A 25,490-nucleotide genomic window follows, 5' to 3' on the forward strand; every position below is an offset into this window, starting at 1 on the left:
CGTCCGTTCCCGTCCGTCCGGGGCACTCCCCGGCCGGGTCACTCCCCGTCGGGGTCGGCCCGCTCCAGCGCCGGGCGCGGTCCGGCCGCCGACTCGGTGAGCAGGAAGTCGGCCGCCGCCGTGTCCGTCACCAGGCTGGTGACCAGCCCGGAGCGCAGAACGGCACCGATCGCCGCCGCCTTGCGCTGGCCGCCCGCGATCGCCACCACCTCGGGGATCCGGCGCAGCCGGTCCGCCTCGACCGTGATGCACCGTTCGCCGAGATCGCGCCCGACCCGGCGGCCGTCGGAGTCGAAGAGGTGCGCGGACATCTCCGCGGCGACGCCGAGCGAGGCGTAGTGCGCCCGCTCCTCGTCGGAGAGCATGTCGTGGACCGTGGAGATGCCCGGCTCCCAGGAACCGATCGAGACGGCGGCGACCGTCACCTTGTCGAAGTACTCGAAGGCGCGGGCGATGCCCGTCTGGTGCCGCAGGGCGGCGGCGGTCGCCGGGTCCGGCAGCAGCATCGGCGCGTAGATCGGGTGCGCCTCGCCACCGGAGACCTGGGCGGCCCGGCGGACCGCCTCGACCGAGCCGCGCTCGGCCGTCCCCGCGTCGTACACGCCGGTGAGCTGCACGACCGTGCAGGGCGGCAGGCGGTCGAGGGCCGCCGCCATATGGATGGTGGAGCGGCCCCAGGCCAGGCCCAGGACATCGCCCTCGTTCACCAGTTCGCCGAGCAGGTCGGCCGCGACCTCGCCCAGGTTCTCCGGGTCGGCCGCGTCGTCCTGCTCGTCCGCCGGGGACTCGACGACGACCGCGTGCCGGAGCCCGTAGCGGGCCCGGAGCGCGTCGGAGCGCTCGGCGTCCAGCTCGGCCGGTACCCGGATCTCGATCCGTACGAGATCACGCTCAAGGGCCGTCTCCAGGACCCGGGCCACCTTGAAGCGGCTGACGCCGAACTCCTCGGCGATCTGGATCTTCGACTTTCCCTCAAGGTAGAACCGGCGGGCCATGGCCGCCGCCTGCACCAGCTCCGCGGGTCCCATCCGCATGGCTGACCGACCCGCCGAGATGCCAGACACCGCGATCTCCTCACTGCTGTTCACACGCCCGATACGCCGCTCATCCTGTCAGATCCGGCGATCCTTGATCGGCCCCGTCGGGCCACGTTCATCTGCGCTTTGTTCAGTGGCCGCACGCCCAGGGCGCCACGGCCGTTGCCGCGTCCGCCCGCGCGCGCAGGGCCCGCACCGCTTCGGCCGGATCCGCCGCCCCGTACACGGCCGAGCCGGCGACGAAGACATCGGCGCCGGCCTCGGCGCACCGCTCGATCGTGGACGCCGAGACGCCGCCGTCGACCTGGAGCCACAGTTCGAGGCCGTGCTTGGAGATCAGCTCACGGGTGCGGCGGATCTTGGGCAGCATGATGTCCAGGAACGCCTGGCCGCCGAAGCCCGGCTCGACCGTCATGATCAGCAGCATGTCGAGCTCGGGTAGCAGGTCCTCGTACGGCTCGATGGGCGTCGCGGGCTTGAGCGCCATCGACGCACGCGCCCCCTTCGCCCGGATCTCCCGCGCCAGCCGGACCGGCGCCGCCGCGGCCTCCACGTGGAAGGTGACGGACCCCGCCCCCGCCTCGACGTACTGCGGAGCCCAGCGGTCGGCGTCCTCGATCATCAGATGGCAGTCCAGCGGAGTGTCCGTGGCCCTGCTCAGCGCCTCGACGATCGGCACCCCGAGGGTGAGATTGGGCACGAAGTGATTGTCCATCACGTCGACATGGAGCCAGTCGGCACCTTCGACGGCCTTCGCCTCCTCGGCGAGACGCGCGAAATCGGCGGACAGAATGCTGGGGTTGATCTGGGCCATGCACCCAAGCCTGCCACGTTCCCGGCCGGTTCCTTGCCTTCGTGCGCCCCAAAGCCGCATGCGATCATCACAGTTCGCACAATCCCGGCATTTTGCCTGTGCTTTACCGCTCTTTTACCGGCTCCGTACGGGACGGACCCCGGCCGGCACTCAGCCGGTCCGGCGCAGCAGCGCGAGATACATCGCGTCCGTGCCGTGCAGATGCGGCCAGAGCTGGACGTCCGGGCCCTCCCCCAGCGCGGGCACTCCCGGCATCAGCGGCCGGGCGTCGATCCACTCGGCGCTCACCGGCTCCCCGCCCCGGCCCTTCAGGACGTCCTCCACCACGACCCGGGTCTCCGCGAGGTGCGGAGAGCAGGTCGCGTACCCCACGACGCCGCCGACCCGGACGGCCTTCAACGCCTCGCGCAGCAGGCCGCGTTGGAGGGGGGCGAAGCTCTCCAGGTCGGCCGCGCGGCGCCGCCAGCGGGCCTCTGGGCGACGGCGCAGCGCACCGAGGCCCGAGCAGGGCACGTCCATCAGGATCCGGTCGAAGGTGCCGGGCCGCCACGGCGGGCGGGTGCCGTCCGCCGTGATGACCTGGTACGGGCCGGGGTTGCCGGCCAGCGCCCGCTCGACGAGCCGGGCGCGGTGCGGCTGCTTCTCGGCCGCCAACAGAGCGGCACCCCGTCCGGCCGCGAGCGCGGCCAGCAGGGCGGCCTTGCCGCCGGGGCCCGCGCAGCCGTCCAGCCAGCGGGTGTCGTCGCCCTCCACCGGGGCGTTGGCGAGGGCGGCGGCGACGAGCTGGCTTCCTTCGTCCTGGACGCCCGCCCGGCCCTCCTGCACGGCGGTCAGGGCTCCCGGCTCGCCGCCCTCCGCCATCCGTACCGCGTACGGCGACCAGCGGCCGGGCAGTCCGTTCTCCTCACCGAGGGCCTCCAGCAGCTCTTCGGTGGTGGAGCGGCCGGGACGGGCGACCAGCGTGACCTCGGGCCGCTCGTTGTCGGCCTCCAGCAGGTCCTCGATCCCCGCGCGGCCACCGCCCAGGGCGTCCCAGAGCGCGGAGACGACCCACCGCGGGTGCGAATGGACGACGGAGAGATGGTCCTCGGCGTCCTGTTCGTAGGACGGGGCGACGCGCTCCACCCAGCCGTCGAGGTCGTGCGCCGAGACCTTGCGCAGCACCGCGTTGACGAACTTGGCGCGCCCCTCGCCGAGGACCACCCGGGCCAGTTCCACGCTCGCGGAGACCGCGGCGTGGGTCGGGATGCGGGTACCGAGCAGCTGGTGGACGCCCATGTTGAGCACATCGAGGACCGGCGGGTCGACCTCACGCAGCGGCCGGTCGACGCAGGCCGCGACGATCGCGTCGTACGTGCCCTGACGGCGCAGTGTCCCGTAGACCAGCTCGGTCGCCAGTGCCGCGTCCCGGGCGTCGAAGTCGCCCTTGGCGCGGGCCTTCCTGAGCAGCGGCGGCAGCACCAGGTTGGCGTACGCGTCCCGTTCGTCGACGGCCCTGAGCGCCTCGAAGGCGAGGAACCGGACGGGATCCTTCTGGGGACGGCGATGGGTCTTGGCCGGACGGCGACGCTGCTGGTCGTTCACGTGAAGGTGCTCCGCGGAGGGTGAGGGGGCTAACCTCCCCAGCCTACGTCGCCGCCCCGGACGCCGGTGACCGCAGTCCCGGGCCCGGGGCCTGCGGCCCGGTGGGGAGGACTACAGCCCGAGCAGCTCGCCCGGAGCGATCCGCACTCCGCGCGCCCAGTCGGCGGCCTTCATCGGCTTCTTGCCCTGCGGCTGCACCCAGAGCAGCTCGACGGCGTGCGAACCGGTGCCCACGTACACGTTGTTCTTGGCGGCGGCCAGCTCGCCGGGTGCCAGATCCGTACGGTCCAGGACCGGGGTGACCTGGACGAGCTTCAGCCGCTCGCCCCGGAAGAGGGTCCAGGCCCCGGGGGCCGGGGTGCAGCCGCGCACGACCCGGTCCACCCGCAGGGCCGGGTCGGCCCAGCGCACCTGGGCGTCCTCCACAGTGATCTTCGGGGCGAGGGTGATGCCCTCGGCCGGCTGCGGCACGGCGTGCAGGGTGCCGTCCTCGATGCCGTCCATCGTCGCCGCGAGCAGCCCGGCACCGGCGAAGGCGAGCCGGGTGAGCAGATCGCCGCTGGTGTCGGTCGGCCGGACCTCCTCGGTGAGGACGCCGTAGACCGGACCGGAGTCGAGACCCTCCTCGATCAGGAAGGTGGACGCTCCGGTCACCTCGTCCCCGGCCATCACCGAGTGCTGCACCGGCGCGGCACCGCGCCAGGCGGGCAGCAGCGAGAAGTGCAGATTGACCCAGCCCCTGGCGGGCACGGCGAGCGCCGCCTTGGGCAGCAGCGCCCCGTAGGCGACGACCGGGCAGCAGTCGGGGGCGATCTCCCGCAGCCGGGCCAGGAAGTCCTCGTCCCGCGGCCGGCCCGGCTTGAGGACCTCGATCCCGGCCTCCTCGGCCCGCTCGGCGACGGGGCTGGCGACCAGACGGCGCCCGCGGCCCGCGGGGGCGTCGGGACGGGTCACCACGGCGGCCACCTCGTGCCGTTCGGAGGCGAGCAGGGCGTCCAGGGCGGGAACGGCTACCTCGGGGGTGCCGGCGAAGACGAGCTTCATGGGTGGCTGACTGCCTCTCGGGCCGAAAACGTACGGTGACGAGCAGCGCACCAGTCTAAAGCGTGCCCGGAAGGTCCCCGGCGTGCGGATGGGCAGCCCCGAGCCGGGGGGCTCACGTTCTGATCCCGTCAGGGGCGTACGCGCGCCTTTGCGCCCCACGCATATGCACATACGCCCCGATAGCGTGACCACATCCCCGGCTGAGGCGTTGGTCAAAAGAGATTGACCGAAGCGGGCCGCCGCGGTGCGGCCCGGTCCCTTTCAACGCCGGTTCGAGAGGCTTCTTCATGGCCGACCACGCAACCCACGACGCCCAAGCGCGGGCCAGTCTGCATCTTCTGGTGCGGGACATCGAGCGGGTCCGGCGGCAGGTGGACGCGCTGCGCACACTCACCGCCCAGCTGGGCAATGTCTACCGCCCCCGCCGCTCCGGCCCTTCCGCGGGCTTCGTCGTCTACGGCAGGGCCCCGGCCCCCACCGTCCGCCTCGCCCAGGAACTGCGGGACAGCGTCGAGACGCTGGTCACCGCGGCGGTGGACTTCGACCGTTCGCTGGGCTTCTCCTGGGACGCGGTGGGCTCTGCTCTCGGAGTCACCAAGCAGGCGGTGCACCGGCGTTACGGCTCGCGTCGCGCCGCCCCCCAGCCCGGCACCGCCGAAGCCGTCGCCGCCGAGAGCGCGGTGCCCCGTCCTGTCTCCGTCTCCCCCGGGGCTCCCGTCGTCCCCTCCGGCCCCGTGCTCCCGGGGGTGCCCGCCGCCCGCTCGATGCCTCCGCAGCCCTCGGCGGGCACCGCTGTCGCGCGGGAGGAGATCCGCCCGGGTGCCTTCCCCGGCCCGCGCAACGGCTGACCCGACGCCGCCCGTACCCCGCCCTTCTGCCCCACCGTGCCGGTCGCACGGCGGGGCGGCCCCGTCTCCGCACACGGCGATACGGGGCGACCGGCCGCCGCCGCTCCGCCGGGCAGGCCCGCGGGACCGGGCCCCGGGGTGCCGGTGAGGACCGCCGTGCCGGTGAGGTCTGCCGGGCCGGCGAGGGCCTGCGGGACCGGGGTCCGCCGGTGAGCCCGGGGAGGGTGCCTCAGCCGATGTCCGGCGGGTCGATCCTGATCCGGATCGGGTCGCCCCCGCCCCTGGCCGTACGCGCTGCCCGCGCCACCTTCAGCGCGGCGGCGAGCGCCGCTCCGCGGCCCGGGACCACCCGGATCAGTGCCCGCTCCCAGGTCTCGCCGGGCGGCGCGTCCCACGGCCTGCGCGGCCTGCCGGGTTCGGCGGCCGGTACCGGCACGGGACCCAGGATCTCGGCCTCCGGCGGCAGTCCGGCCGTGGCGAGGAAACCGGCCAGGGCCTCGGCCGGACCGGTCACCGAAGCCATCCGGGACACCGGGGGGAAGCCCAGCTCCGCCCGCTCCGCCAGCTCACGCCGGGCGAACCCGGCCGGGTCCCAGCGCACCAGCGCCTGCACGGGCCGCAGCGTCGGCTCGGCCACGATCACCACCGTGCCGCCCTCGTCCTGCCCCCGGACCAGCGAGGCCGCCGCGATCCAGCGGCGCAGCGCCTCCTCCCCCGCCCGCAGATCCGGCCGGGTGAGCATCGCCCAGCCGTCGAGCAGCAGCGCGGCGGCATATCCGCCCTCGGCGACGGGCTCGGCCCCCGGCGTACTGACGACGAGCGCGGGTGCGCCCGGCACGGCGTCCAGGATGTGGTCGCGCCCCGAGGTCCGGACCGGCACCGCGGGAAAGGCCCGGCCCAGTTCCTCGGCGGTCCGGCGGGCTCCGACGACCTGGGCGCGCAGCCGGGTGGATCCGCAGGCCGCGCAGTGCCAGGCCCGCTCGGCGCGGCCGCACCAGGCGCAGTCGAGGTCCCGCTGGTCGGGGGCCTCCAGCGGCCCGGCGCAGTGCCGGCACCGGGCCGGAGTGCGACAGCGCTCGCAGGCGAGCCGGGGGGCGTAACCCCGGCGCGGCACCTGGACCAGCACCGGTCCGGCGCGCAGTCCGTCCCGCACGGTCTGCCAGGCCAGGCTGGGCAGCCGGGCGGTCCTCGCCGCCCCGTCCCGGGCGAGTTCGCCGTCGCCGACCGTACGGATCAGGGGCGCCGCGGCCCGCAGCTTCTCCCGGTCCGCGCTCAGGGGCAGTGCCCAGCCGCTCTCGACGAGCTGGGCGGCCTCCACGGTGCAGCCCGTCGAGCCGAGCAGGAAGGCGCATCCGCCGTGTGCCGCCCGGAGCTCCAGGACCTCGCGGACGTGCGGGAAGGGGGCGTTGTCATCGCTGTGGCTGGAGTCCCCGTCGTCCCAGATGACGACCAGGCCGAGATCGGCCACGGGGGCGAACATCGCGGCGCGGGTGCCGACGACCGCCCGCACCGAGCCGCGGCGTACGGCGAGCCACTGGCGGTAGCGCTTCTCGGGGCCGGAGTCCGCGGTGAGCAGGGCGTGCCGGCCGTCCCCCAGCACCTCGGTCAGCGCGGCGTCCATCCGGCCGGCGGCCCGTCCGTCCGGTACGACGACCAGCGCACCGCGCCCCGAGGAGAGCGTCGCCGCGACGGCGAGGGCGATCTCGCGCGGCCAGTGCGGCCCCGGCAGCGCGGTCCACACGGCCCGCGGCGCACCACCGCCGGCCAGCGCCCGCAGGAAGGCGGGGCCCTGTCCGTACCGCTCCCAGCTGCCCGGACCGGGCGCCGCGGGCGGTGGCAGGGGGGGCGGGGAGGGCTTGCCCTCGGCCCGCCCGTTGCGCGGCGGGACGGCGAGCTGGAGCACATCGGCGAGGCTGCCCGCGTACCGGTCGGCGACGGCCCGCGACAGCGCCAGCAGCTCCGGTCCGAGCACGGGCTCCGGGGAGACCACATAGGCGAGGGCGGCGAGGGCGCCCTGATAGTCGGACTCGGCGAGCCGCTCGACGAGGAACCCGTCGATCAGCCCGCCGCCCTCGCGCCGCCCGCCCTGCACATTGCGTCCCCCGGCACCGAAGCGCACGCGCACCCGGACCCCGGGCTGGGCGTCGGCGTCGAGCTCCTCGGGGACGGCGTAGTCGAAGTACTGGTCGAGATGGAGCACGCCCTTGTTCACCAGGACCCGGGCGACCGGGAGCTCCTTGGCCAGCGCGGCGCCCCGCCAGGTCCGGGGCTTGGCCCTCGGCACCTTCGCCCTGCGGACGGTCTCGCGGATCAGCGCAAGCTGCTCCGGCGCCCCGGCCGCGGGCTCGGCGGACTGCTCGTTGTCGCTGCTCACAGCCAAATTCCTACCAGACGGGACTGACAGCGGCGCCGGGTGTCACGACACCGGGGCCCGGACACCACGATCGGTGTCCGGGCCCCGGCAAGCCGTGACTGCGCGGCGGTCCTACAGGCCCGCGGCCCGACGGAGGGCGTCGACGCGGTCGGTGCGCTCCCAGGTGAAGTCGGGGAGCTCGCGGCCGAAGTGACCGTACGCCGCGGTCTGGGCGTAGATCGGGCGGAGCAGGTCGAGGTCCCGGATGATCGCGGCCGGGCGGAGGTCGAAGACCTCACCGATGGCGTTCTCGATCTTCTCGGTCTCGATGGCGGCCGTGCCGAACGTCTCGACGAACAGGCCCACCGGCTCGGCCTTGCCGATCGCGTACGCGACCTGGACCTCGCAGCGGGCGGCGAGACCCGCGGCGACGACGTTCTTCGCGACCCAGCGCATCGCGTACGCCGCCGAGCGGTCGACCTTGGACGGGTCCTTGCCCGAGAAGGCGCCGCCGCCGTGCCGGGCCATGCCGCCGTAGGTGTCGATGATGATCTTGCGACCGGTGAGCCCGGCGTCGCCCATCGGGCCACCGATCTCGAACCGTCCGGTCGGGTTCACCAGCAGACGGTAGCCCTCGGTGTCCAGCTTGATGCCGTCCTCGATGAGCTGCGCCAGGACGTGCTCGACGACGAACTCACGGATGTCCGGTGCCAGCAGCGAGTCCAGGTCGATGTCGCTCGCGTGCTGCGAGGAGACCACGACCGTGTCGAGCCGGACGGCCTTGTCACCGTCGTACTCGATGGTGACCTGGGTCTTGCCGTCGGGGCGCAGGTAGGGGATGGTCCCGTTCTTGCGGACCTCCGAGAGGCGGCGCGAGAGCCGGTGTGCCACATGGATCGGGAGCGGCATCAGCTCGGGCGTCTCGTCGCAGGCGTAGCCGAACATCAGGCCCTGGTCGCCCGCGCCCTGCTTGTCGAGTTCGTCCTCCCCGTCCCGCTGGGAGGCACCCTCGACGCGCTTCTCGTAGGCGGTGTCGACGCCCTGGGCGATGTCCGGGGACTGTGCGCCGATGGACACCGAGACACCGCAGGAGGCGCCGTCGAAGCCCTTCTTGGAGGAGTCGTAGCCGATCTCCAGGACCTTGTTGCGCACAAGGTTGGGAATGTCGGCGTAGGCCTTGGTCGTGACCTCACCCGCGACATGCACCAGACCAGTGGTGATCAAGGTCTCGACGGCGACGCGCGAGGTGGGGTCCTCGCGCAGGAGGGCGTCGAGAATCGTGTCGCTGATCTGGTCAGCGATCTTGTCGGGGTGACCCTCGGTCACAGATTCCGAGGTGAAGAGACGGCGGGACACATCGCTCCCTGGGGTTGCAGCGGCTGCTGGCTGATCATTGGTGGTACGACCGGGAGCTGCGCCCGGCTCGTACCGTCGACCAGTTTATCGGTCGCATCCGCCGCTTGGGCCATGCGTCTCGTACTTTGGCATGTCTGTGATGTGCGGCACTGCTGCGGCCGGTAGGAAAAATCGCCCTTCGGGGTGGCGAATGTATCCGTTTTCGTTGGCTTTAGACCCCCCGAAGCGGCGAATGCGAAATCTGTCCGAACCTCGACGTCACCTGGTCCCACACCGTGTCGGCGAGGTCTTCCTTGGGGCCGTGCGGCACGGAGATCTCCCCGCCGTCGGCAGAGAGCACGACGGCCTCGTTCTCCTCCGAGCCGAAGGTCTTGCGCTCCCCCACCTCGTTGACCACGAGCAGGTCGCAGCCCTTGCGGCGGAGTTTCTCCCGGCCGTTGGCCAGGACGTTGTCGGTCTCGGCGGCGAATCCCACGACGATCTGCTCCGGCCGGGCCCGCCGGCCCGCGACCTCGGCGAGGATGTCGGGGTTGCGGACGAGGGCGACGGCGGCGGGCTCCTGACCGTCCTTCTTCTTGATCTTTCCCTGGGCGTACTCGGCCGGCCGGAAGTCGGCGACGGCCGCCGCCATCACCACGACGTCCGCGTCCGCGGCGGCCTTCAGTACGGCCTCGCGCAGTTGGAGCGCGGTCCCCACGCGCAGGACATCGGCACCGGCCGGGTCGGGCAGTCCGGTGTTGGCCTCGATCAGGGTGACCCTGGCCCCTCGGGCGACAGCGGTACGCGCCAGGGCGTACCCCTGCTTCCCCGAGGAGCGGTTGCCCAGGTAGCGGACGGGGTCGAGCGGTTCGCGGGTGCCGCCCGCGCTGATCACCACATGGCGGCCCGCGAGGTCGGGCGCGGCGGGGCCGCGGCTCAGGACCCGGCGGCAGACCTCGAAGATCTCTCCGGGGTCGGACAGCCGGCCCTTGCCGGTGTCGACGCCGGTGAGCCGGCCGACGGCGGGCTCGATGACGACGGCGCCGCGGCGGCGCAGCGTGGCCACGTTCTCCCGGGTGGCGGGGTGCTCCCACATCTCGGTGTGCATGGCGGGCGCGAAGACCACCGGACAGCGCGCGGTGAGCAGCGTGTTGGTGAGGAGGTCGTCCGCGAGACCGTGGGCGGCCCTGGCGAGCGTGTCCGCGGTGGCCGGGGCGACGACGACGAGGTCGGCCCCCTGGCCGATGCGCACGTGCGGCACCTCGTGGACGTCGTCCCAGACCTCGGTGGAGACGGGGTGTCCGGAGAGCGCCGACCAGGTGGCGGCGCCGACGAAGTGGAGCGAGGACCCGGTCGGCACGACGCGTACGTCGTGCCCGGACTCGGTCAGCCGGCGCAGCAGCTCGCACGCCTTGTAGGCGGCGATGCCTCCGCTGACCCCCAGGACGACCTTCGGCTTCTGCACTGCGTCTCCCCGCACTCGGCTACGTATCCCTCCATGCTGCCTCACCGCCCGAAGCCGTCCGCACGGACCTCGGACACACCTCAGGCCCGGCGGTCTGCCCGCCGGGCCTGAGGTGAAGGTGCTTCGCTGCCTACTGCGCGGGGCCCTCGATGGCCTCGGAGGTCAGCAGGCCCGCGTTGATCTCGCGGAGCGCGATCGAGAGCGGCTTCTCGTGCACGTGGGTGTCGACGAGCGGACCGACGTACTCAAGGAGGCCTTCACCGAGCTGCGAGTAGTACGCGTTGATCTGGCGCGCGCGCTTGGCGGCGTAGATCACGAGGCTGTACTTCGAGTCGGTGGCTTCGAGGAGCTCATCAATCGGCGGGTTGATGATGCCCTCGGGCGTGGTGATGGAAGAGGACACTCTCTGCCTTCCGAAGGGGGTAAATATCAAAGAGATCTTTGACAGTGCGGATTCCGCCGGGGTGATGCTCCGTGTGATTCAGTCGCTGCTGTCACGGTGGGCGGAAGCCTGCAACATCAAGGCTAGCAGCTCACGGGCCACATCCTCGACGGAGGTGTTGACCAGCGTCGTGTCGAACTCCGCCTCGGCGGCCAGTTCGATCTTGGCGGCGGCGAGCCTGCGCTCGATGACCTCGGGGGGTTCGGTCCCGCGGCCGGTGAGCCGGCGCACCAGTTCGTCCCAGCTCGGCGGGGCGAGGAAGACCAGGCGTGCTTCGGGCATGGACTGCCGCACGAGCCGGGCCCCCTGGAGATCGATCTCCAGCAGGACCGGCTCGCCGGCCTCCAGGCGGTCGAGCACGGCCCGGCGCGGCGTGCCGTACCGGTTGCCCGCGAACTCGGCCCACTCCAGCAGTTCGCCGTTGGCGACGAGCTTGTCGAACTCCTCGTCGTCCACGAAGAAGTAGTGGACACCGTTGCTCTCCCCGGGGCGCGGCCTGCGGGTCGTCGCCGACACCGAGAGCCAGACCTCGGGGTGAACCTTGCGCATATGAGCGACGACCGTGCTCTTGCCGACCCCCGAGGGGCCGGAGAGCACGGTCAGCCGCGGACGTACGTCCGGGGGTACGGGGGACGTCCCCCGGGATGTTGCAGCCATGGAGCGATTATCCAGGTTCTCAGGAGTGCCTGAGAACGTCAGGCGGCGGTGCCGCCGAACTCACGCTCCAGGGATGCGATCTGATTGGAGCCGAGACCCCGGACCCGGCGGCTCTCGGAGATACCGAGACGCTCCATGATCTGCTTGGCGCGGACCTTGCCCACGCCCGGCAGGGACTCCAGGAGCGCGGAGACCTTCATCTTGCCGATGACGTCGTTCTCCTGACCCTGCTTGATGACCTCTTGGAGCGAGGCACCGGAGTGCTTGAGTCGATTCTTGACCTCGGCCCGCTCCCGGCGAGCCGCGGCGGCCTTTTCGAGCGCGGCTGCGCGCTGTTCAGGGGTAAGGGGCGGAAGAGCCACGCCTACGTCACCTCGGATGTCGATCTGTCGGATACGGACCGGTGAGGAAGCTGGTCGCCCCACACCTGAGCAACGAACAGCATGTGCTCGTTGGCTCTCGACGGAGACTAGCGGCCAAGGCCGCGCTAGTCAGCGAGAACGGACGAAAAGTCCTGGTCAGCCTCAGCCGACCAGGACATTTCAGGCGAAACAGCAGGGATTTCGGGTCAGGAATTCGTCAACACACGGCAAACGTGTCAGGGTCAGCTGTCGGCCACGGCCGCACGGACCTCGTCCGCGAACCGTCCGGCGGCTTCGCGCAGCCCTGAAGCGTCGGGGCCGTGGCGCAGCACGCCCCGGCTCACACTGGGCACCACGTTGCCCACCGCGTCGCCGAACACTCCGGGCAGATCGGCGGGGGTCGCTCCCTGCGCGCCGATGCCGGGGGCGAGCAGCGGGCCGTTGATGGCGAGATTCACCCCCGTGTCGCCGAGCGTGGCGCCGACCACCGCGCCGACCGAGCCGAGCGGCGTCGCGCCCTCGTTCTCCGCGGCCATGCTGTCCAGCATCAGCTGGGCCAGCGGGCGGCCGTCGGCCGCCGTGGCGCGCTGCACCTGGGCGCCCTCCGGGTTGGAGGTCAGAGCCAGCACGAAGACCCCGGCGCCGGAGACGGCCGCCGCGTCCAGCGCGGGACGCAGCGAGCCGAAGCCGAGGTACGGCGAGAGCGTGACCGCGTCCGAGAACAGCGGCGAGTCCTTGTCCAGATAGGCCGCCGCGTAGGCGCCCATGGTCGAGCCGATGTCGCCGCGCTTGGCGTCCATCAGGACGAGCGCGCCGGCCGCCCGCGCCTCGGCGACGGCCTTCTCCAGCACGGCGATGCCGCGCGAGCCGAAGCGCTCGAAGAACGCGGACTGCGGCTTGAGCACGGCGACCCGGTCGGCCAGGGCCTCCACGACCGTACGGGTGAAGCGCTCCAGGCCCGCGATGTCGTCGTTCAGGCCCCAGGAGGTGAGCAGCGAGGCGTGCGGGTCGATGCCGACACAGAGCGGCCCGCGGGTGTCCATGGCGTGGCGCAGCCGTGCGCCGAAGGGTTCGGGGGTCACTGCGACACCTTCCGGGTCTCGGCGCCGACGGCGTCGGCGAGCGTGGCGTACGGGGAGGCCGCCAGGCGCGCGGCCAGGCCCTTGTGGATCGCGCGGGCGTAGAACGGGCCCTCGTAGATGAAGGCGCTGTAGCCCTGGACGAGCGTGGCACCGGCCAGGATGCGCTGCCAGGCGTCCTCGGCGTTCTCGATGCCCCCGACCCCGACGAGGGTGATCTCGTCGCCCACCCGGGCGTACAGACGGCTCAGGACCTCCAGGGAGCGTTCCTTGAGGGGTGCTCCGGAGAGCCCGCCGGCCTCCTTGACCAGGGAGGGCGAGGACGTCAGGCCGAGGCCGTCGCGGGCGATGGTGGTGTTGGTGGCGATGATGCCGTCCAGGCCCAGTTCGACGGCGAGGTCCGCGACCGCGTCGACGTCCTCGTCGGCGAGGTCCGGCGCGATCTTGACGAGCAGTGGCACCCGGCGGCCGGTGACCGTGCGGTCGGCGGCCTCGCGCACGGCGGTGAGCAGCGGGCGCAGCGCCTCGGTGGCCTGGAGGTTGCGCAGGCCCGGGGTGTTGGGCGAGGAGACGTTCACCACGAGGTAGTCGGCGTGCGCGGCGAGGCGCTCGGTGGACTTCACGTAGTCGGCGGGCGCCTCGTCCTCCGGCACGACCTTGGTCTTGCCGATGTTGACGCCCACGGTGGTCCGGAAGACCGGGTTGCGGGCGGCCAGGCGTTCGGCGACGGCGGCCGAGCCCTCGTTGTTGAAGCCCATGCGGTTGATCAGCGCACGGTCCGCGACGAGGCGGAAGAGGCGCTTCTTGGGATTGCCGGGCTGCGGTTCGCCGGTGACCGTACCGATCTCGATGTGGTCGAAGCCGAGCATCGCCATGCCGTCGATGGCCACGGCGTTCTTGTCGAAGCCCGCGGCGAGCCCGAAGGGACCGTGCATCCGCAGGCCGAGCGCCTCAATGCGCAGCTCCTGGTGGCGGGGGGCGAGCACGGCGGCGACGAAGGTGCGCAGCACGGGGACGCGGGCGGCGAGGCGGATCCAGCGGAAGGCCAGGTGGTGCGCCCGCTCCGGGTCCATCCGCTTGAAGACCAGCTGGAAGAAGAACTTGTACATCGGCAGTGTCCTCATGAAGAGGGGGACACCGTTTCCGGTGCCCCCTGCTGGCTGCTGGGGCGTGTGTCGAAAGCCCCGCCGTCCGCCCGGAGGGCGGGGCTCACGGCGTCCGGTGCGTGCGATCGCAAGGCGGAGGAGTGTCCTCGTACGGGATGTCCGAGGACACTCCGGCGACGCGGCGGGCGTGCGTGCCGGGCGTCGCGGGCCGGGCGGGGCTTTCGATCACGCCCTAGTCGCGGGCCGCGGTCAGACGTTCCGCGTGCTCCTGGAGGGAACGTACGCCCACCTCTCCGCGGCTGAGCGCGTCGATGCCCTGGACGGCGGCGGCGAGCGCCTGGACCGTGGTCAGGCAGGGCACGGACCGGGCGACGGCCGCCGTCCGGATCTCGTAGCCGTCGAGGCGGCCACCCGTTCCGTACGGCGTGTTGACGATGAGGTCGACGTCGCCGGCGTGGATGAGCTGGACGATGGTCTTCTCGCCGTTGGGGCCCTCGCCCTCGGACTGCTTGCGCACGACCGTGGCGTTGATGCCGTTGCGCTTGAGGACCTCGGCGGTGCCGGAGGTGGCGAGCAGCTCGAAGCCGTGCGCGACCAGTTCGCGGGCCGGGAAGACCATCGAGCGCTTGTCGCGGTTGGCGACCGAGATGAACGCGCGGCCCCGGGTGGGCAGCGGGCCGTACGCGCCGGCCTGCGACTTGGCGTACGCCGTGCCGAAGACCGAGTCGATGCCCATGACCTCGCCGGTGGAGCGCATCTCCGGGCCGAGGACGGTGTCGACGCCGCGGCCGTGGATGTCGCGGAAGCGCGACCACGGCATGACCGCCTCCTTGACGGAGATCGGCGCGTCCAGCGGCAGGGTGCCGCCGTCGCCGTGCCGCGGGAGCAGGCCCTCCTCGCGCAGCTCGGCGATGGTCGCGCCCAGCGAGATGCGGGCGGCGGCCTTCGCGAGCGGAACCGCGGTCGCCTTCGAGGTGAAGGGCACGGTGCGGGAGGCGCGCGGGTTGGCTTCCAGGACGTACAGGATGTCGCCGGAGAGGGCGAACTGGATGTTGATCAGTCCGCGTACGCCGACGCCCTTGGCGATGCCCTCGGTCGAGGTGCGCAGCCGCTTGATGTCGTAGCCGCCGAGTGTGATCGGGGGCAGGGAGCAGGCCGAGTCGCCGGAGTGGATGCCGGCTTCCTCGATGTGCTCCATGACGCCGCCGAGGTAGAGCTCGGTGCCGTCGTAGAGCGCGTCGACGTCGATCTCGATCGCGTCGTCGAGGAAGCGGTCGACCAGGACCGGCCGGGTGGGGCTGATCTCGGTGGACTCCGCGATGTACGAGGAGAGGCGGGTCTCGTCGTAGACGATCTCCATGCCGCGTCCGCCGAGCACGTACGAGGGGCGTACGAGGACGGGGTAGCCGATCTCGTCGGCGATGGCCTTGGCCTCGCCGAACGTGGTGGCGGTGCCGTGCTTGGGCGCGGGGAGTCCGGCCTCGGCCAGGACCCGGCCGAAGGCGCCGCGGTCCTCGGCGGCGTGGATCGCCTCCGGGGACGTACCGACGACGGGCACGCCGTTGTCCTTGAGCGCCTGCGACAGGCCCAGCGGGGTCTGGCCGCCGAGCTGGACGATGACACCGGCGATCGGGCCCGCCAGGGACTCGGCGTGGACGATCTCCAGCACGTCCTCCAGCGTCAGCGGCTCGAAGTACAGCCGGTCGGAGGTGTCGTAGTCGGTGGAGACGGTCTCCGGGTTGCAGTTGACCATCACGGTCTCGTAGCCGGCGTCGCTCAGCGCGAAGGAGGCGTGGACACAGGAGTAGTCGAACTCGATGCCCTGGCCGATGCGGTTGGGTCCCGAGCCGAGGATGATCACCGCGGGCTTGGTGCGGGGGGCGACCTCGCTCTCCTCGTCGTAGGAGGAGTAGAAGTACGGCGTCTTCGCGGCGAACTCGGCGGCACACGTGTCAACGGTCTTGTAGACGGGGCGGATGCCCAGCGCGTGCCGGACCTCGCGTACGACGTCCTCGCGCAGGCCCCGGATCGCGGCGATCTGGGCGTCGGAGAAGCCGTGCCGCTTGGCCTCGGCGATCAGGTAGGCGTCCAGCCGCTCGGCGGAGGCGAGCTCGTCGGCGATCTCCTTGATCAGGAAGAGCTGGTCGACGAACCAGGGGTCGATCTTCGTGGCGTCGAAGACCTCTTCCTGGGTGGCACCGGCGCGGATCGCCTGCATGACGGTGTTGATCCGGCCGTCGGTCGGACGGACGGCCTCGGCCAGCAGCTCGGCCTTGTCGCCGGGCTCGCCGGTGAAGGCGAACTGCGAGCCCTTCTTCTCCAGGGAGCGCAGGGCCTTCTGCAGCGCCTCGGTGAAGTTCCGGCCGATCGCCATGGCCTCGCCCACCGACTTCATGGTGGTGGTGAGGGTGGAGTCGGCGGAGGGGAACTTCTCGAAGGCGAAGCGCGGGGCCTTGACCACGACGTAGTCGAGGGTCGGCTCGAAGGAGGCCGGGGTCTTCTCGGTGATGTCGTTCGGGATCTCGTCGAGCGTGTAGCCGACGGCCAGCTTGGCGGCGATCTTGGCGATCGGGAAGCCGGTGGCCTTCGAGGCGAGCGCCGAGGAGCGGGAGACGCGCGGGTTCATCTCGATCACGATGACCCGGCCGTCGGTCGGGTCGATGGCGAACTGGATGTTGCAGCCACCGGTGTCGACGCCGACCTCGCGGATGATCGCGATGCCGATGTCGCGCAGCCGCTGGTACTCGCGGTCGGTGAGCGTCATCGCCGGGGCGACGGTGATCGAGTCGCCCGTGTGGACGCCCATCGGGTCGAAGTTCTCGATGGAGCAGACGACCACGACGTTGTCGTTCTTGTCGCGCATCAGCTCCAGCTCGTACTCCTTCCAGCCGAGGATGGACTCCTCCAGGAGCACCTCGGTGGTCGGGGAGAGCGCGAGGCCCTGTCCGGCGATGCGGCGCAGTTCCTCCTCGTCGTGGGCGAAGCCGGAGCCGGCGCCGCCCATGGTGAAGGAGGGGCGGACGACGACGGGGTAGCCGCCGAGCGTGTCGACGCCCTTGATGATGTCGTCCATGGTGTGGCAGATGACGGAGCGGGCGGACTCGCCGTAACCGATCTTCGCCTTGACGGCCTCCACGACGCCCTTGAAGAGGTCGCGGTCCTCGCCCTTGTTGATGGCCTCGACGTTGGCGCCGATGAGCTCGACGCCGTACTTCTCCAGGACACCGTTCTCGTGCATGGAGATCGCGGTGTTGAGCGCGGTCTGGCCGCCCAGGGTGGGGAGCAGCGCGTCGGGGCGCTCCTTGGCGATGATCTTCTCGACGAACTCGGGGGTGATCGGCTCGACGTACGTGGCGTCGGCGATCTCCGGGTCGGTCATGATCGTCGCCGGGTTGGAGTTCACCAGGATGACGCGCAGGCCCTCGGCCTTGAGGACGCGGCACGCCTGGGTGCCGGAGTAGTCGAACTCGGCGGCCTGGCCGATGACGATCGGGCCGGAGCCGATGACCAGGACGGACTGGATATCGGAGCGCTTAGGCACGCTGGCCCTCCATCAGGGAGACGAAACGGTCGAAGAGGTACGCGGCGTCGTGCGGGCCCGCGGCGGCTTCGGGGTGGTACTGGACGCTGAAGGCCGGCCGGTCCAGGAGCCGGAGCCCCTCGACGACCTGGTCGTTCAGGCAGACGTGGGAGACCTCGGCGCGGCCGAACTCCGTGTCCGACACCTTGTCGAGCGGGGCGTCGACGGCGAAGCCGTGGTTGTGCGCGGTGACCTCGACCTTGCCGGTCGTACGGTCCTGCACGGGCTGGTTGATCCCGCGGTGGCCGTACTTCAGCTTGTAGGTGCCGAACCCGAGGGCGCGGCCGAGGATCTGGTTGCCGAAGCAGATGCCGAAGAGCGGGGTACCGCGCTCCAGGACGCCCCGCATGACGGAGACGGGGTGGTCGGCGGTGGACGGGTCGCCGGGGCCGTTGGAGAAGAAGACTCCGTCGGGCTTCACCGCGTACACCTCCTCCAGGGTGGCGGTGGCGGGCAGCACATGCACCTCGATGCCGCGCTCGGCCATCCGGTGCGGGGTCATGCCCTTGATGCCGAGGTCGACCGCGGCGACGGTGAACTTCTTCGTACCGATCGCGGGGACGACGTAGGCCTCCTTGGTCGCGACCTCGGCGGAGAGGTCCGCGCCGTCCATCTCGGGGGCCTGGCGCACCTTGGCGAGCAGCATGCCCTCGTCGGCGATCGCGTTCCCGGAGAAGATGCCGACGCGCATGGCGCCGCGCTCGCGCAGGTGGCGGGTGAGGGCGCGGGTGTCGACGCCGCTGATGCCGACGACGCCCTGGGTCTCCAGCTCCTCGTCGAGCGAGCGCCGCGAGCGCCAGTTGGAGGGGACCCGGGCGGGGTCGCGGACGACGTATCCGGAGACCCAGATCCGCTGCGACTCGGGGTCCTCGTCGTTCACGCCGGTGTTGCCGACGTGCGGGGCGGTCATGACGACGACCTGGCGGTGGTACGAGGGGTCGGTCAGCGTCTCCTGGTAGCCGGTCATGCCGGTGGAGAACACCGCCTCGCCGAAGGTCTCCCCCACGGCCCCGTAGGCGCGGCCGCGGAAGGAGCGGCCGTCCTCCAGGACGAGTACGGCGGGAGCTTTGCCGGCTCCCCGGGTGGAGATCGTCATCGTGCGGTGCCTTCCGTAGTGCTGGTGAGGTGGTTGACGGCGTCGGCCCAGGTCTGGTGCTCGGCGGCGTGGTCGGAGCGGAATCCGGAGTCGATCAGCTTGTCGCCGTGCGCCCAGGTGATGATCAGCAGGCCGCCCTCGGGGAGGACCTTGCCCGCGAGCGCCTTGTCGAGGCGGGCCTCGCGCAGGGCTTCGGCCGGGACGAAGAATCCGGCCGCGCCGGGGCGTACGACGTCCAGGCCCCGCGCGGTGAGCGTGAGCTCGACCCGGCTGCGGGTGCCCAGGCCGTGCGCGACGATCCGGTCGAGCCACTGCCCGGCGGTCGTCGAGGCGTGGTACCGCCCGGTGAGGGTGAGCAGCGGCTCGTCGTCGGCGAACCCGTCCGGGGTGGTCGCCAGTTCCGGCAGGTCGGACTGGAGGCTCGCGCGCCACTTCCAGCCCTGGCGCATCAGCCAGTAGACGAAGGCGACGAGTACGGCCAGTCCGATCACCCAGCTGATGCGGGCGGACCAGTCGGTCACTTCGGCCGACCTCTGCTCGGCGGCCAGCTGGTACAGGGGGGTCAGTGTTGTCACGCGAGCTTCCCGTCGACGACCGTGGCACGGCCCCGCAGGAAGGTGTGGGTCACTCGGCCCGGCAGCTCACGGCCCTCGTAGGGAGTGTTGCGGCTGCGGGACGCGAAGCCTGCGGGGTCCACGACCCCACGGTATGCCGGATCGACCAGAGTGAGGTTGGCGGGCTCACCCGCCGAGACGGGCCGGCCGTGTCCTTCGAGGCGGCCGATGGCCGCGGGGCGCAGTGACATGCGGTCGGCGACGCCCGCCCAGTCGATGAGGCCGGTGTCCACCATCGTCTGCTGGACGACGGAGAGCGCGGTCTCCAGGCCCACCATGCCCATGGCGGCCGCGGCCCACTCGCAGTCCTTGTCCTCGTGCGGGTGCGGGGCGTGGTCGGTGGCGACGCAGTCGATGGTGCCGTCGGCGAGGGCCTCGCGCAGGGCCATCACATCGGCCTCGGTGCGCAGCGGCGGGTTCACCTTGTAGACCGGGTTGTAGGAGCGGACGAGCTCGTCGGTGAGGAGCAGGTGGTGCGGGGTGACCTCGGCCGTGACGTTCCAGCCCTTGGACTTGGCCCAGCGCACGATCTCCACGGAGCCGGCGGTCGAGAGGTGGCAGATGTGCACCCGGGAGCCGACGTGGGCGGCGAGGAGGACATCGCGGGCGATGATCGACTCCTCGGCGACGGCGGGCCAGCCGCCGAGCCCGAGTTCGGCGGAGACGACGCCCTCGTTCATCTGGGCGCCCTCGGTGAGGCGGGGCTCCTGGGCGTGCTGGGCGACGACGCCGTCGAACGCCTTCACGTACTCCAGGGCCCGGCGCATGATCACCGCGTCGTCGACGCACTTGCCGTCGTCGGAGAAGACCCTCACTCCGGCGGCCGAGTCGTGCATCGCGCCGAGCTCGGCGAGCTGCTTGCCCTCCAGACCGACGGTGACGGCCCCGATGGGCTGCACATCGCAGTAGCCGGACTCCTTGCCCAGGCGCCAGACCTGCTCGACGACTCCCGCGGTGTCGGCGACCGGGAAGGTGTTGGCCATGGCGTGGACGGCGGTGAAACCGCCGATCGCCGCGGCCTTGGTGCCGGTGAGGACGGTCTCGGAGTCCTCACGGCCGGGCTCGCGCAGATGGGTGTGCAGGTCGACCAGGCCCGGCAGCAGGATCTGGCCCGCCGCCTCGACGACGGTGGCGTCCCCGGCCTCGATGCCGGTGCCGACCCGCTCGATGGTCTCGCCGTCGATGAGGACGTCGCCCGGCTCGCCGCCGAGGATCTTCGCACCGCGGATAAGGATCTTGCTCATGGTTACTTGTTCTCCTCGGTACGGGCGGAAGTGGCGGGGGCGGCGGAGCCGCCGAGCAGCAGGTACAGGACGGCCATGCGGATCGAGACGCCGTTGGCGACCTGCTCGACGACCGTGCAGCGGTCGGAGTCGGCGACCTCGGCGGTGATCTCCATGCCGCGGACCATCGGGCCGGGGTGCATGACGATGGCGTGGCCGGGCATCTTCGCCATCCGCTCGCCGTCCAGGCCGTAGCGGCGGGAGTACTCGCGCTCGGTCGGGAAGTACGCGGCGTTCATCCGTTCTCGCTGCACACGCAGCATCATCACCGCGTCGGAGTCGGGCAGCACCTCGTCCAGGCTGTAGCTGACGTCACAGGGCCACTGTTCGACGCCGACCGGCACCAGGGTCGGCGGGGCCACCAGGGTGACGTGCGCGCCGAGCGTGGTCAGCAGATGGACGTTGGAACGGGCGACCCGGCTGTGCAGGATGTCGCCGACGACGGTGATCCGCCGGCCTTCGAGGTCCTGGCCCAGTCCGCTGTCGGCGCCGACCAGCCGGCGGCGCATGGTGAACGCGTCGAGGAGCGCCTGGGTGGGGTGCTCGTGGGTGCCGTCGCCGGCGTTGACCACGGCGCCGTCGATCCAGCCGGAGGTGGCCAGCCGGTACGGGGCGCCCGAGGCGCCGTGCCGGATGACGACGGCGTCCGCGCCCATCGCCTCCAGGGTCAGCGCGGTGTCCTTGAGCGACTCGCCCTTGGAGACGGACGAACCCTTCGCGGAGAAGTTGATGACATCGGCGGAGAGGCGCTTGGCGGCGGCCTCGAAGGAGATGCGGGTACGGGTCGAGTCCTCGAAGAAGAGGTTGACGACCGTACGGCCGCGCAGGGTCGGGAGTTTCTTGATCGGCCGGTCCGCGACGCGGGCCATTTCCTCGGCGGTGTCGAGGATCAGGACGGCGTCGTCGCGGGTGAGGTCGGCGGCCGAGATGAGGTGACGCTTCATCTGGGGGTTCTCCGGGTGGCTGGAGGGGTTTCCCGGCATGCGGGCGTGCGGAAGCTGCCGTACGGCCCCACGGGGCCGCACGGGAGGGGGTGGGCTACTGCTCGCCCGCCGGAGCGGTCTGCTGGACACCGAGCAGCACGGCGTCGCGGCCGTCCTCCTCGGCGAGCTGGACCTTGACCGTCTCCCGCAGCGACGTCGGGAGGTTCTTGCCGACGTAGTCGGCACGGATGGGAAGTTCGCGGTGACCGCGGTCGACGAGGACCGCGAGCTGCACGGCGCGGGGGCGGCCGATGTCGCCGAGCGCGTCGAGGGCGGCGCGGATCGTGCGGCCGGAGAAGAGCACGTCGTCGACCAGGACGACGAGGCTGCCCTCGATGCCCTCACCGGGGATCTCGGTACGGGCCAGAGCACGCGCCGGGCGCATCCTCAGGTCGTCGCGGTACATGGTGATGTCGAGCGATCCCACCGGCATCTTCCGGCCGGTGATCTCTTCGAGTTTGTCGGCCAGCCGGCGGGCGAGGAACACGCCTCGCGTCGGGATGCCGAGCAGCACCACATCGTCGGCGCCCTTGGCGCGTTCGACGATCTCGTGGGCGATACGGGTCAGCACACGGGCCATGTCGGGAGCCTCGAGAACGGGGCGTGCCGGATTGCCGGTGTCGTCAAGCTGTGCGTCCATAAGAAACGGACCTCCTTCTCCGCCTCACCGGACGGATCTTAAAGGACGTCGAAATTGCGTCATCCACGTTACCAGGGCTTGCACCGGGCCCTGGCGGCACCCCCGGGAGGTACCGGTCCGAACCCTTTCGGCTTGACGCATCCAAGTAACGCTGCGTAACCTCACAGTGAGTTACCAGCCACGCGGCGGAGCCGCAGAATGTTCCAGCGTCCGGGGAGCCTTATGTCCAGCGAATACGCAAAACAGCTCGGGGCCAAGCTCCGCGCCATCCGCACCCAGCAGGGCCTCTCCCTCCACGGCGTGGAGGAGAAGTCGCAGGGCCGTTGGAAGGCCGTCGTGGTCGGTTCGTACGAGCGCGGCGACCGTGCCGTCACCGTGCAGCGCCTCGCCGAGCTGGCGGATTTCTACGGGGTCCCGGTGCAGGAGCTGCTGCCCGGCACGACTCCGGGCGGGGCCGCCGAGCCGCCGCCGAAGCTCGTCCTGGACCTGGAGCGCCTCGCCCATGTCCCGCCGGAGAAGGCCGGACCGCTGCAGCGCTACGCCGCGACGATCCAGAGCCAGCGCGGTGACTACAACGGCAAGGTGCTGTCGATCCGCCAGGACGACCTGCGCACGCTGGCCGTGATCTACGACCAGTCGCCGTCCGTGCTCACGGAGCAGCTGATCAGCTGGGGTGTGCTGGACGCCGACGCACGTCGCGCGGTCGCGCACGAGGAGGGCTGAGACACTCTCTCGGCCCCAAGGCCCTCCCTCGGGGGAGCGGCCGTACCGCAGAAACGTACCGCCGGGTCGGCGGGGCCCTTCCGGGAGCCCCGCCCGCCCGGCGTTCTCGTGCCCGGCCGGAACACCACGGCAGGCGCGACGGCAGGCGCTCCGCCCACCGTCGCGCCGGGACACGCGGGACAGCCGGGACGGCCGGGAGATGGCGAAGGGCCCGCGGTCGGCAGACCGCGGGCCCTTCGTCGGCAGAACGGCCGCCGGGGCTACTGCTCCCGGCGGAGATTCGGCTTGAGGTCCTTGAAACGGGCCAGCAGGCCGTTCACGAAGGACGGGGAGTCATCGGTGGAGAACTCCTTGGCGAGCTGGACCGCCTCGTCGATCACCACGGCGTCCGGGGTCTCGTCCAGCCAGATCAGCTCGTACGCACCGAGCCGCAGGATGTTCCGGTCGACGACCGGCATCCGGTCGAGCTCCCAGTCCACGGCGTAGGTGACGATGAGGTCGTCGATCCGCTCCGCGTACTGCGCGTAGCCCTCGACGAGCTCCATCGTGAATTCGCCGACCGGAGGCTGACGGTCGTCGGTCCGCGAGTGCCGAACCCAGTCCGCGAGGACCGTCTGCACGGACTCACCGCGCTGGTCGGCCTCGAAGAGGATCTGGAAGGCGCGCTTGCGGGCCTTGTTCCGGGCAGCCACGGTTAGCTGTTCACCCGGCCGAGGTAGTCGCCGGTGCGGGTGTCGACCTTGATCTTCTCGCCGGTGGTGATGAAGAGCGGCACGCCGATCTCGTAACCGGTCTCCAGGGTGGCGGGCTTGCTGCCACCGGTGGAGCGGTCGCCCTGGACGCCCGGGTCGGTGTGCTGGATGGTCAGCTCGACCGCGGCCGGCAGCTCGACGTACAGCACCTCGCCCTCGTGCTGGGCGACGGAGGCGGTGAAGCCCTCGATCAGGAAGTTGGCGGCGTCGCCGACAGCCTTGCGGTCGACCATCAGCTGGTCGTAGGTGTTCATGTCCATGAAGACGAAGTACTCGCCGTCCATGTACGAGAACTGCATGTCTCGGCGGTCAATGGTGGCCGTCTCGACCTTCACACCGGCGTTGAACGTCTTGTCGACGACCTTGCCGGAGAGCACGTTCTTGAGCTTGGTGCGCACGAAGGCGGGGCCCTTGCCGGGCTTGACGTGCTGGAACTCGACGACGGACCAGAGCTGGCCTCCGTCGAGCTTGAGCACCAGGCCGTTCTTGAGGTCGTTCGTGGAAGCCACGGTTGCGGAATCTCCTGGACTGAAGCTGGTGGAACGGCCAAGGATGCGCGCTAGAGCGCGAGCAGCTCCTTGGTCGTAATGGTGAGTAGCTCGGGTCCGCCGTCCGCCTCGGGGCGCACGACGAGCGTGTCATCGATCCGGACACCGCCCCGGCCCGGGAGGTGGACCCCCGGTTCGACGGTGACCGGCACACAAGCGTCCAGTTTACCCATGGCCGTCGGTGCCAATTGCGGGTCCTCGTCGATTTCGAGCCCCACCCCGTGCCCCGTCCATGGCACAAGGCCCTCTCCATGGCCCGCGCGGTCCAGCACATGACGCGACGCGTGGTCCACGTCGCGGTAGGCGGCCCCCGGGACCAGGGCTTCCCTTCCGGCCCGCTGAGCGGCGAAAACGAGGTCGTACAGCTCGATCTGCCAGTCCGCCGGAGTGGTGCCGATGACGAAGGTGCGGCCGATCTCGCATCGGTAGCCGCGATAGCTCGCGCCCAGGCAGACGGAGAGGAAATCCCCTTCCTCGACCCGGCGGTCCGAGGGCCGGTGACGCCCCTGGCCGGAGTTCGGACCGGTGGCGACGGAGGTTTCGAAGGCGGCGCCGTCCGCGCCGTGGTCGACCAGACGGCGCTCCAGCTCCAGGGCGAGGTGACGCTCGGTACGGCCCACCAGGATCGATTCGAGGAGTTCGCCCAGCGCCTGGTCGGTGATCTCGGCGGCGATCCGCAGACAGGCGATCTCCTCCTCGTCCTTGACGACGCGCAGCTGCTCCACCGTGAAGCCCAGATCGGCCAGGTGCAGCCTCGGGGCGACCGAGCCCATGGCCCGGTGCCGGGCGACCGTCAGATCGTGCTCCTCGACGGCGAGGGACTCCGCCCCCGAGGACATGGCCAGGTCGGCGGCGGCCACGACCGGGTCGCCGTCGGGCGCGGGCAGCACGGACAGCCGGAGCGCTTCGTCGGGGCGCCCGTGGGAGGGGTCGCCCGCCGGGGCACGGGGGCAGAGCAGCACGTCCTGCCCGGGGCCGAGCAGCAGCACGGCGCCGGGAGGGGCTCCGCCCGCGAGATAGCGGACGTTGGCGGGGCGGGAGACCAGGGCTGCCGCGGATCCGACGGCGGCGCACCGGTCGCGGAGCAGCCCGCGTCGGACGGCGTACACCTCTGACATGCCCCGAGCGTACGAGCGGGGGCGGAG

General features: G+C 71.5%; 23 protein-coding genes. 2 read left to right on the plus strand and 21 right to left on the minus strand.

All coding sequences use genetic code 11. The features are described from left to right. Positions 1-38: 38 nt before the first annotated feature. The 4 genes from ABT170_RS37340 to fmt all read right to left on the minus strand — a co-directional run bounded on the left by ABT170_RS37340 (position 39) and on the right by fmt (position 4,479). On the minus strand, positions 39-1,034 hold the full coding sequence (locus tag ABT170_RS37340; RefSeq protein ID WP_443034246.1) for a sugar-binding transcriptional regulator: 996 nt from the start codon (positions 1,032-1,034) through the stop codon (positions 39-41). A 133-nt stretch (positions 1,035-1,167) separates the two neighbouring features. Beyond that, positions 1,168-1,851, minus strand: a complete 684-nt coding sequence (gene rpe / locus ABT170_RS37345; protein ID WP_329941714.1) for a ribulose-phosphate 3-epimerase — start codon at positions 1,849-1,851, stop codon at positions 1,168-1,170. Positions 1,852-2,001: 150 nt separating this feature from the next. Next, positions 2,002-3,435 (minus strand): RsmB/NOP family class I SAM-dependent RNA methyltransferase, encoded by a 1,434-nt coding sequence (locus ABT170_RS37350; protein ID WP_329941715.1) that lies wholly within the window; start codon positions 3,433-3,435, stop codon positions 2,002-2,004. Positions 3,436-3,546: 111 nt separating this feature from the next. Further along, a complete protein-coding gene (gene fmt, locus ABT170_RS37355) occupies positions 3,547-4,479 on the minus strand; it encodes a methionyl-tRNA formyltransferase (protein ID WP_351875122.1) in 933 nt (310 codons plus the stop codon). Between the two features lie 287 nt (positions 4,480-4,766). Here fmt and ABT170_RS37360 point away from each other — a divergent pair, with 287 nt between their 5' ends. After that, positions 4,767-5,327, plus strand: coding sequence for a hypothetical protein (locus ABT170_RS37360; RefSeq protein WP_329941717.1), 561 nt, complete (start codon positions 4,767-4,769; stop codon positions 5,325-5,327). A 229-nt stretch (positions 5,328-5,556) separates the two neighbouring features. Here ABT170_RS37360 and ABT170_RS37365 read toward each other — a convergent pair whose 3' ends face one another. The 14 genes from ABT170_RS37365 to pyrR form a co-directional block, all read right to left on the minus strand. Continuing rightward, positions 5,557-7,701: a primosomal protein N' gene (locus ABT170_RS37365; RefSeq protein ID WP_329941718.1), complete on the minus strand. Its 2,145-nt coding sequence runs from the start codon at positions 7,699-7,701 to the stop codon at positions 5,557-5,559. Between the two features lie 111 nt (positions 7,702-7,812). Next, positions 7,813-9,036, minus strand: coding sequence for a methionine adenosyltransferase (gene metK / locus ABT170_RS37370; RefSeq protein ID WP_266929191.1), 1,224 nt, complete (start codon positions 9,034-9,036; stop codon positions 7,813-7,815). A gap of 211 nt (positions 9,037-9,247) precedes the next feature. Next, positions 9,248-10,480 carry a bifunctional phosphopantothenoylcysteine decarboxylase/phosphopantothenate--cysteine ligase CoaBC gene (coaBC, locus tag ABT170_RS37375; RefSeq protein WP_351875127.1) on the minus strand — a complete coding sequence of 411 codons (1,233 nt, stop codon included), beginning with the start codon at positions 10,478-10,480 and terminating at the stop codon, positions 9,248-9,250. Positions 10,481-10,610: 130 nt separating this feature from the next. Continuing rightward, the gene (gene rpoZ, locus ABT170_RS37380) at positions 10,611-10,883 is read right to left on the minus strand and encodes a DNA-directed RNA polymerase subunit omega (protein ID WP_003970369.1); all 273 of its coding nucleotides are present in this window, start codon (positions 10,881-10,883) and stop codon (positions 10,611-10,613) included. Positions 10,884-10,961: 78 nt separating this feature from the next. Beyond that, positions 10,962-11,579 carry a guanylate kinase gene (gene gmk / locus ABT170_RS37385; RefSeq protein ID WP_329941720.1) on the minus strand — a complete coding sequence of 206 codons (618 nt, stop codon included), beginning with the start codon at positions 11,577-11,579 and terminating at the stop codon, positions 10,962-10,964. 38 nt (positions 11,580-11,617) lie between these two features. Then, positions 11,618-11,941 (minus strand): integration host factor, encoded by a 324-nt coding sequence (locus ABT170_RS37390; RefSeq protein WP_014044803.1) that lies wholly within the window; start codon positions 11,939-11,941, stop codon positions 11,618-11,620. A gap of 242 nt (positions 11,942-12,183) precedes the next feature. After that, positions 12,184-13,023, minus strand: coding sequence for an orotidine-5'-phosphate decarboxylase (gene pyrF, locus ABT170_RS37395; protein WP_329941721.1), 840 nt, complete (start codon positions 13,021-13,023; stop codon positions 12,184-12,186). After that, complete coding sequence (locus ABT170_RS37400; protein WP_351875166.1) at positions 13,020-14,129, minus strand: quinone-dependent dihydroorotate dehydrogenase; 1,110 nt, start codon at positions 14,127-14,129, stop codon at positions 13,020-13,022. The genes pyrF and ABT170_RS37400 overlap by 4 nt, the downstream gene beginning before the upstream one ends. Before the next feature lie 229 nt (positions 14,130-14,358). Then, positions 14,359-17,667: a carbamoyl-phosphate synthase large subunit gene (gene carB, locus ABT170_RS37405; protein WP_351875132.1), complete on the minus strand. Its 3,309-nt coding sequence runs from the start codon at positions 17,665-17,667 to the stop codon at positions 14,359-14,361. Continuing rightward, entirely contained in the window at positions 17,660-18,802 is a 1,143-nt protein-coding gene (carA, locus tag ABT170_RS37410) for a glutamine-hydrolyzing carbamoyl-phosphate synthase small subunit (RefSeq protein WP_329941723.1), read from the minus strand. The genes carB and carA overlap by 8 nt, the downstream gene beginning before the upstream one ends. Continuing rightward, complete coding sequence (locus ABT170_RS37415; RefSeq protein WP_329941724.1) at positions 18,799-19,377, minus strand: PH-like domain-containing protein; 579 nt, start codon at positions 19,375-19,377, stop codon at positions 18,799-18,801. Before ABT170_RS37415 ends, carA begins: the two co-directional genes overlap by 4 nt. Next, a complete protein-coding gene (locus ABT170_RS37420) occupies positions 19,374-20,660 on the minus strand; it encodes a dihydroorotase (protein ID WP_329941725.1) in 1,287 nt (428 codons plus the stop codon). Before ABT170_RS37420 ends, ABT170_RS37415 begins: the two co-directional genes overlap by 4 nt. 2 nt (positions 20,661-20,662) lie before the next feature. Next, positions 20,663-21,643 (minus strand): aspartate carbamoyltransferase catalytic subunit, encoded by a 981-nt coding sequence (locus tag ABT170_RS37425; RefSeq protein ID WP_329941726.1) that lies wholly within the window; start codon positions 21,641-21,643, stop codon positions 20,663-20,665. Between the two features lie 94 nt (positions 21,644-21,737). Then, positions 21,738-22,322: a bifunctional pyr operon transcriptional regulator/uracil phosphoribosyltransferase PyrR gene (gene pyrR / locus ABT170_RS37430; protein ID WP_329941727.1), complete on the minus strand. Its 585-nt coding sequence runs from the start codon at positions 22,320-22,322 to the stop codon at positions 21,738-21,740. A gap of 222 nt (positions 22,323-22,544) precedes the next feature. On the opposite strand from pyrR, the gene bldD reads away from it, so the two are divergent. Then, positions 22,545-23,045: a transcriptional regulator BldD gene (bldD, locus tag ABT170_RS37435; RefSeq protein WP_014044812.1), complete on the plus strand. Its 501-nt coding sequence runs from the start codon at positions 22,545-22,547 to the stop codon at positions 23,043-23,045. A 260-nt stretch (positions 23,046-23,305) separates the two neighbouring features. Here bldD and nusB read toward each other — a convergent pair whose 3' ends face one another. From nusB to ABT170_RS37450, 3 genes are read right to left on the minus strand one after another with little or no spacing between them, the layout of a single operon-like run. Continuing rightward, positions 23,306-23,737 carry a transcription antitermination factor NusB gene (gene nusB / locus ABT170_RS37440; protein ID WP_266929202.1) on the minus strand — a complete coding sequence of 144 codons (432 nt, stop codon included), beginning with the start codon at positions 23,735-23,737 and terminating at the stop codon, positions 23,306-23,308. 2 nt (positions 23,738-23,739) lie between these two features. Then, entirely contained in the window at positions 23,740-24,306 is a 567-nt protein-coding gene (gene efp / locus ABT170_RS37445) for an elongation factor P (RefSeq protein WP_031097761.1), read from the minus strand. Positions 24,307-24,356: 50 nt separating this feature from the next. Then, positions 24,357-25,463 (minus strand): aminopeptidase P family protein, encoded by a 1,107-nt coding sequence (locus ABT170_RS37450; RefSeq protein WP_329941728.1) that lies wholly within the window; start codon positions 25,461-25,463, stop codon positions 24,357-24,359. Positions 25,464-25,490 lie beyond the last annotated feature (27 nt).

The sequence above is a fragment of the Streptomyces sp. NPDC001787 genome (genome assembly GCF_040297465.1).
Classification (GTDB): Bacteria; Actinomycetota; Actinomycetes; order Streptomycetales; family Streptomycetaceae; genus Streptomyces.